At 70.9% G+C, this 7,072-nt stretch carries 6 protein-coding genes; all 6 read right to left on the bottom strand.

The window, feature by feature from the left end:
* Window positions 1-71: 71 nt before the first annotated feature.
* The 6 genes from FNH08_RS40240 to FNH08_RS40215 all read right to left on the bottom strand — a co-directional run bounded on the left by FNH08_RS40240 (window position 72) and on the right by FNH08_RS40215 (window position 6,808).
* The gene (locus FNH08_RS40240) at window positions 72-1,601 is read right to left on the bottom strand and encodes an MFS transporter (protein ID WP_152776471.1); all 1,530 of its coding nucleotides are present in this window, start codon (window positions 1,599-1,601) and stop codon (window positions 72-74) included.
* Window positions 1,602-1,808: 207 nt separating this feature from the next.
* Window positions 1,809-3,050 (bottom strand): acetylornithine transaminase, encoded by a 1,242-nt coding sequence (locus FNH08_RS40235; protein ID WP_152776470.1) that lies wholly within the window; start codon window positions 3,048-3,050, stop codon window positions 1,809-1,811.
* Window positions 3,047-4,009, bottom strand: a complete 963-nt coding sequence (argB, locus tag FNH08_RS40230; RefSeq protein WP_152776469.1) for an acetylglutamate kinase — start codon at window positions 4,007-4,009, stop codon at window positions 3,047-3,049. The genes FNH08_RS40235 and argB overlap by 4 nt, the downstream gene beginning before the upstream one ends.
* The gene (gene argJ, locus FNH08_RS40225) at window positions 4,006-5,157 is read right to left on the bottom strand and encodes a bifunctional glutamate N-acetyltransferase/amino-acid acetyltransferase ArgJ (RefSeq protein ID WP_152776468.1); all 1,152 of its coding nucleotides are present in this window, start codon (window positions 5,155-5,157) and stop codon (window positions 4,006-4,008) included. Before argJ ends, argB begins: the two co-directional genes overlap by 4 nt.
* A complete protein-coding gene (argC, locus tag FNH08_RS40220; RefSeq protein ID WP_152776467.1) occupies window positions 5,154-6,182 on the bottom strand; it encodes an N-acetyl-gamma-glutamyl-phosphate reductase in 1,029 nt (342 codons plus the stop codon). The genes argJ and argC overlap by 4 nt, the downstream gene beginning before the upstream one ends.
* Window positions 6,183-6,322: 140 nt before the next feature.
* Complete coding sequence (locus FNH08_RS40215) at window positions 6,323-6,808, bottom strand: AAA family ATPase (protein WP_152776466.1); 486 nt, start codon at window positions 6,806-6,808, stop codon at window positions 6,323-6,325.
* Between the last annotated feature and the right edge of the window lie 264 nt (window positions 6,809-7,072).

Here is a 7,072-nt window from a genome sequence, read left to right as displayed (position 1 = left end):
CTCGGGCGTCGGGGGGTCGGCCCCGGGGCCGGGCCGGGTACGGGGAACCCGTCCCGGCCCATGGGACCTGGTCAGTGGCTGGCTTCGGCAAGCTCCTGGCTCGGGACCGCGTCCACCTCCGTCTCCGTCGCAACCGACTCCGTACCCTTCCCGTCCCGCATCAGGAAGAAGGCGAGGACGGCGGCCCCGACGACACCCGCCGCTCCGGCCAAGAAGCTCGCCGACATCGCGTCGGTGAAGGCCTCGTGGGCGGAGGCGACCAGCGACTTGTCACCGGTGGACCCGGCCACCGCGAGCGCGTCGCCGATGGAGGTACGGGCCGCCTCGGAGGCGTCGGAGGGCATCTTGCTGGTGAAGGTGCTGGAGAGGACGGCGCCGAGGATCGCGACGCCGAGCGCGGCACCGGCCTGCTGGATGGTGTCGTTGAGCGCGGATCCCACACCGGCGTGCTCGTCCGGGATCGCACCCATCATGGCCGACATCGCCGCCGGCATCGCCAGACCGCTGCCCGCACCCATCAGGCACATCGCCCCGGCCAGGACGCCCCAGCCGCTCTCGGTGGTCATCTGCGACAGCAGCCCGAACCCGGAGGCGATGACCAGCAGACCCACGACCGCCATGGCCCGGTTGCCGGTCTTGGCGAGCAGGGCGGCGCCGACGCTGTTGAACACGAGGGTGGCGACGGCCAGCGGGGTGAAGGCCAGACCGGCCTCGGTGGCGGTGTAGCCGAGGACGAACTGCAGGTACTGGGTCAGCACCAGCATCAGACCGCCGTTGGCGAGGGTCAGCAGGACGAGCGAGAAGCTGGCGCCGGTGAAGACGCGGTTGCGGAACAGGGACAGCGGAACCATGGGCGACTCGGAACGGGTCTCCCAGACGGCGAAGCCGACCAGGCTGAGGACCGTCACGGCGAGCGAGACCTGCGTGCCGGTGTGGTCCAGCCCGCCCTTGGGCAGCTCGATGATCGTCCAGATCAGGGCGGTCATACCGACCATGGAGAGGACCATGCCGACCGGGTCGGCCTTGCGCCAGGGGCCCTTGGACTCGGGCATCAGGATCAGCGCCGCGACGATGGCCACGGCGGCGATCGGGATGTTGATCAGGAAGACGACGCCCCACCAGAAGTGCGCGAGCAGCGCGCCACCGAGGACCGGACCGCCGACCAGGCCGACCATCGCGACCGCGCTCCAGGCGGCGATCGCCTTGGGCCGCTCGTCGTCGTCGAAGACGGTGATGAGGATGGACAGTGTGCTGGGCATGACGAGCGCGCCGCCGACGCCCATCAGGACGCGGCCCAGGATCAGGGCCTCGGGTGTGGTGGCCTCCATGGCCACCACCGATGCCGCGCCGAACAGGGCGAGCCCGATGATCATGACCTTACGGCGTCCGAACTTGTCGGAGAGGCTGCCGGCGGTCAGCAGTAATCCGGCGAAGACCAGCATGTACGAGTCGAGGATCCACTGGAGGTCCTGGGCGCTTGCCTTCAGGTCCTCGGCGATCGTCGGGATCGCCACGGTGAGGACCATGTTGTCGATGACCAGCACCAGGGTGCTGAGGCACAACACGATCAGGATGAGCCAACGGCGTGGGTGACGATCCATTTCAAACCTTTCGAGCGGTGGGTGGTGGGGCAGCGGACCTCTAGTACAAACCAACTGCGCGGTTTTTTCTACCTAATTCTCGAACGCGGGGCCGAGCAGTTGAACACGCCGTGCGCTCTGAAGAACACAGTACGCCGCTGCGAACAGTGTGCGCAAGGGGGAACGGCGTACCTCTTGCTGCGGTGCGGGGGCGACCAGCCGAGCAGATCAGCCGAGCACGCCCGGCAGTCGCTCCAGGAAGACGTCCACCTCGTCGTCGGAGACGTTGAGCGGCGGGGTGAGGCGTACGACGTCCGGCTGGGCCGCGTTGACCAGCAGGCCCGCGTCCTGCGCCGACTGCTGGACCCGGGCGGCGGCCGGCTCGGTGAGGACGACGCCCAGCAGCAGTCCGACGCCGCGCACGTGGTCGACGAGGGGGTGGCCGAGGGACTCGATGCCCTGGCGCAGCCGCTCCCCCGCGCGTTTGACGTGGTCGAGGAGGCCCTCGCGCTCGATGGTGTCGAGGACGGCGAGGGCACCGGCGCAGACGACCGGGTTGCCGCTGAAGGTGGAGCCGTGGGAGCCGGGGGTGAGCAACCGCGCGGTCTCCCCGAAGGCGAGGGTGGCGCCGATCGGCAGTCCGCCGCCGAGCCCCTTGGCGAGGGTGACCACGTCGGCCTCCACGCCCTCGGCCTGCGCGGCGAACCAGTGGCCGGTGCGGCCGATGCCCGTCTGCACCTCGTCCAGGACCAGCAGGGTGCCGGTCGCGGCGGTGATCTCGCGGGCCGCGCGGAGATAGCCGGGCGGCGGAGCGACCACGCCGTTCTCGCCCTGCACCGGCTCCAGGATCACCAGGGCCGTCTCGTGGCTGACCGCCCTTCGCAGGGCCTCCGTGTCGCCGTACGGGACGAAGTCGACGTAGCCGGGCAGCGGTTGGAAGGGCCGGCGCTTGGCGGGCTGGCCGGTCATCGCGAGGGCGCCCATGGTGCGGCCGTGGAAGCCGCCGGCCGTGGAGACGACACGGGTGCGGCCGGTGAGCCGGCCGATCTTGAACGCGGCCTCGTTGGCCTCGGCGCCCGAGTTGGAGAAGTACACGCGGCCCGTACGGCCGGAGAGTTCGAGGAGGCGCTCGGCGAGGGTCACGGTCGGTTCGGCGACGAAGAAGTTGGAGACGTGACCGAGGCGGGCGAGTTGCGCGGAGACCGCCTCCAGGATCGCGGGGTGCGCGTGTCCGAGGGAGTTGACCGCGATGCCGCCGAGGAAGTCGAGGTACTCGTTGCCGTCGGCGTCCCACACCTTGGTGCCCTGGCCGGCCACGAGGGGGAGCCGCGGGGTGCCGAAGTTGTCCATCATGGCGCCCTGCCAGCGCCGGGTGAGGGACTCGTTGCCGGTGCCGTCCTCGGGGTTCACCTCGCCCGCTCGGAATGTACGGTCCGTATGGTCGCCCGCTGTGGCCGGTTCGCCGTTCATGCCGCCGCTCCTTCGAAGGGCTGCTCGTCGGGCACGACCATCGTGCCGATGCCGTCGTCGCTGAAGATCTCCAGGAGCACCGAGTGGCGCACCCGGCCGTCGATCACGCGGGCCGTGCTCACACCGCCGTTCACGGCGTTCAGGCAGCCCCGCATCTTGGGGATCATGCCGCTGGCGAGGGTCGGGATCAGCCGCTCCAGCTCGCCGGCGGTGAGCTTGGGGATCACGTCCTCGCTGTGCGGCCAGTCCGCGTAGAGGCCCTCGACGTCGGTGAGGATCAGCAGCATCTCGGCGCCGAGCGCGGCGGCGAGGGACGCGGCGGCGGTGTCGGCGTTGACGTTGAACACGCCGCCCTCGGCCGCGTCCTTGGCGTCGTCGCTGCGGGCGATGGAGGAGATGACGGGGATACGGCCGTTGTCCAGCAGGTCCTGGACGACTCCGGTGTCCACGCCCGCGACCTCGCCGACCCGGCCGATGTCCACGGGCCGGCCGTCGACCTGGGCGTATGCCTTGGCGGCGGTCATCAGGCGGGCGTCCTCGCCGGTGATGCCGACGGCGTGCGGCCCGTGCTCGTTGAGCAGCCCGACCAGCTCGCGCTGCACCTGCCCGGCGAGCACCATCCGTACGACGTCCATCGTCTCGTCGGTGGTGACGCGCAGCCCGGCGGTGAACTCCGACTCCAGGCCCACGCGTTCGAGCTGTCTGCTGATCTGGGGGCCGCCGCCGTGGACGACGACCGGCTTCAGCCCGGCCTGCCGCAGGAAGAGGATGTCCTGGGCGAAGGCGGCCTTGAGGCCCTGGTCGACCATGGCGTTGCCGCCGAACTTGATGACGACGGTCTTGCCCTGGTTGCGCACCAGCCAGGGCAGCGCCTCGACGAGGACGTCCGCCTTGGGCAGTGCCATGTGCTTGCGCTCGGCGGCCAGGAGGGTCGGGGTGAGATCGGTGAGGAGGCTCATGAGGCGTACTCGCTGTTCTCGTGGACGTATTCGGCGGTGAGGTCGTTGGCCCAGATGACGGCGGAGTCGCCGCCCGTGTTCAGGTCGGCGGTGATGCGGATCTCGCGGCCCCGCATGTCCACCAGTTCGCGGTCCTCGCCCACGGAGCCGCCCTTGCAGACCCAGACTCCGTTGATGGCGACGTTCAACTGCTCGGGTTCGAAGGCGGCGTTCGTGGTGCCGATGGCGGACAGGACGCGGCCCCAGTTGGGGTCCTCACCGTGGAGGGCGCACTTGAGGAGGTTGTTGCGGGCGATGGTGCGGCCGACCTCGACGGCGTCGTCCTCGGTGGCCGCGCCCACGACCTCGATACGGATGTCCTTGCTGGACCCCTCGGCGTCGCCGATGAGCTGGCGGGCGAGGTCGTCGCAGACGGTGCGTACGGCTTCGGCGAACTCCTCGTGGGGCGGGGTGACTTCGGTGGCGCCCGAGGCGAGCAGGAGCACGGTGTCGTTGGTGGACATGCAGCCGTCGGAGTCGACGCGGTCGAAGGTGGTCCGGGTGGCGGCGCGCAGGGCGCGGTCGAGGGCGGCGCTGTCCAGGTCGGCGTCGGTGGTGAGGACGACCAGCATGGTGGCCAGGCCCGGCGCGAGCATGCCCGCGCCCTTGGCCATGCCGCCCAGGGTCCAGCCCTCGCCGTCGTACACGGACTGCTTGTGCACGGTGTCGGTGGTCTTGATGGCGACGGCGGCCTGCTCGCCGCCGGAGGCGGAGCGTGCGGCGACGGCCCGCTCGACGCCCGGCAGCAGCTTGTCCATCGGGAGCTGGACGCCGATGAGCCCGGTGGAGCAGACGGCGACCTCGCTGACGGAGTGGCCGAGCAGGGCGGCGGCCTTCTGGGCGGTGGCGTAGGTGGACTCGAAGCCCTGGGGGCCGGTGCAGGCGTTGGCGCCGCCGGAGTTGAGGACGACCGAGCGGACCGTGCCGCCCTTGAGGACCTGCTGGGACCACTGGACGGGGGCGGCCTTGACGCGGTTGGCGGTGAAGACGCCCGCGGCGGCGGCCTTCGGGCCCTCGTTGACGACGAGGGCGACATCCGGGTTGCCGTTCTGTTTGATGCCGGCGGCGATGCCCGCCGCCGTGAATCCCCTTGCTGCGGTGACGCTCATGGTGCGACTCCGATCGTGGAAAGACCCAGTTCCTCGGGGAGGCCGAGGGCGATGTTCATGCTCTGCACCGCGCCGCCGGCGGTGCCCTTGGTGAGGTTGTCGATGGCGCTGATCGCGACGATCCGGCGGGCGGAGTCGTCCAGTGCGACCTGGATGTGCGCGGCGTTCGAGCCGTACACGGCGGCGGTGTTCGGCCACTGTCCCTCGGGCAGCAGCCGCGCGAACGGCTCGTCCGCGAAAGCCTTCTCGTAGGCGGCCCGGACGTCCTCGGCGGTGACGCCGGGGCGGGCCTTGGCGGAGCAGGTGGCGAGGATGCCGCGGGGCATCGGGGCCAGGGTGGGGGTGAAGGAGACGGAGACCGGCTCGCCCGCGGCGGCGCCGAGGTTCTGCGCCATCTCGGGGGTGTGCCGGTGGCTGCCGCCGACCCCGTACGGGGACATGGAGCCCATGACCTCGCTGCCCAGCAGGTGCGGCTTGGGCGCCTTGCCGGCTCCGGAGGTGCCGGAGGCCGCCACGACGACGGCCTCCGGCTCGGCGAGCCGCTCCGCGTACGCCGGGAAGAGCGCGAGCGAGGCGGCGGTGGGGTAGCAGCCGGGCACCGCGATGCGGGTTGCCTTGCGCAACTCGGGGCGGCAGCCCGGCAGTTCGGGGAGGCCGTAGGGCCAGGTGCCGGCGTGGGGCGAACCGTAGTACGTCTCCCAGGCGGCGGCGTTCTGGAGGCGGAAGTCCGCTCCGCAGTCCACGACGAGTACGTCCGGGCCCAGTTCCTCGGCCACGGCGGCCGACTGGCCGTGCGGGAGGGCGAGGAACACGACGTCGTGTCCGGCGAGTGCGTCGGTGGTGGTGGCCGCGAGCTCGCGGTCGGCGAGCGGGGTCAGGTGCGGCTGCAGTGAGCCGAGCAACTGGCCCGCGTTCATGTTCCCGGTGAGGGTTCCGATCTCCACCTCGGGGTGGCCGAGGAGGAGGCGCAGAAGCTCGCCTCCCGCGTATCCACTGGCTCCGGCGACTGCCGCTCGCATCGTCATGTTCCCCTCCTGATCGATGCTTCGACTGTCCCGGAGGTGGGGGGTGCCTTCAATATCTCTCTGCATGTTCATGACAATTCTTGGGTCGGTCAAAGCCCCGCCCGTGGTGTCGGGCGGGGCCGAGGCGCGGCGAAACCGGCTCACCCACCGCCGTACAGCGCCTCCACATGGTCGAAACCCTCGGCTCGGAGGTTCGGGGTGGCGTCGATCGCCTGGGCGTACTGCTCCCGTAGGACGTCCTCGGGGACTCGGCGCTGTGGGGGGCGTATCGCGTTGCGTTCCAGGCAGACGTTCAGCGGGGTGGTCATCACGAAGGCCGCGGCCGGGACCTCGTAGCGCTCGGCCAGTTCCAGGAACTTGGCCCGGGTCGCCGGGTCGGTGCTGGCGTCGGCGTCCACGACCGTGGTCAGCCGGCGGGCCAGGCGGCCCTCCAGGATCGTGCCCAGCGTGTACACCGCCTCCTCCGTGGCTCCGGGATCCACGGCGTCGTCGCAGATCAGCTCGCGTAGTGCGGACAGCTCCAGCACGCTGCCCGGCGGCCAGTCGGCGGCCACGGTGCTCTTGCCGCTGCCGGCCGCGCCGAGCAGCACGACCAGGACAGGGCCGGGGATGGCGGTGTCGGACACGGGTCATCTCCTTTGCGGTTAAGGGTGGGTCACGGGAGCCACTGAGATCGCGACGGTCGGCCGACGGGAGTTCGGATGCGCACGGTGATCCCCTGTGCGAGTCCCGTGAAGGGGCGTCAGCTCGTTGTACCGCACGGCCCGCCGGAACGTGCAGTGACCATGTATCCGTACGGGCGTGTCAGTGGCGGAAAACCGACGGACAGGACCCGCTCCATACCGTCCCGTACCGGCACGGCGAAGGGCGCCCGGACGGGTCTCCCCGTC

The organism is Streptomyces spongiae, assembly GCF_009377185.1.
Lineage (GTDB): Bacteria > Actinomycetota > Actinomycetes > Streptomycetales > Streptomycetaceae > Streptomyces > Streptomyces spongiae.
This window is presented reverse-complemented; position numbering and strand designations above follow the sequence as displayed.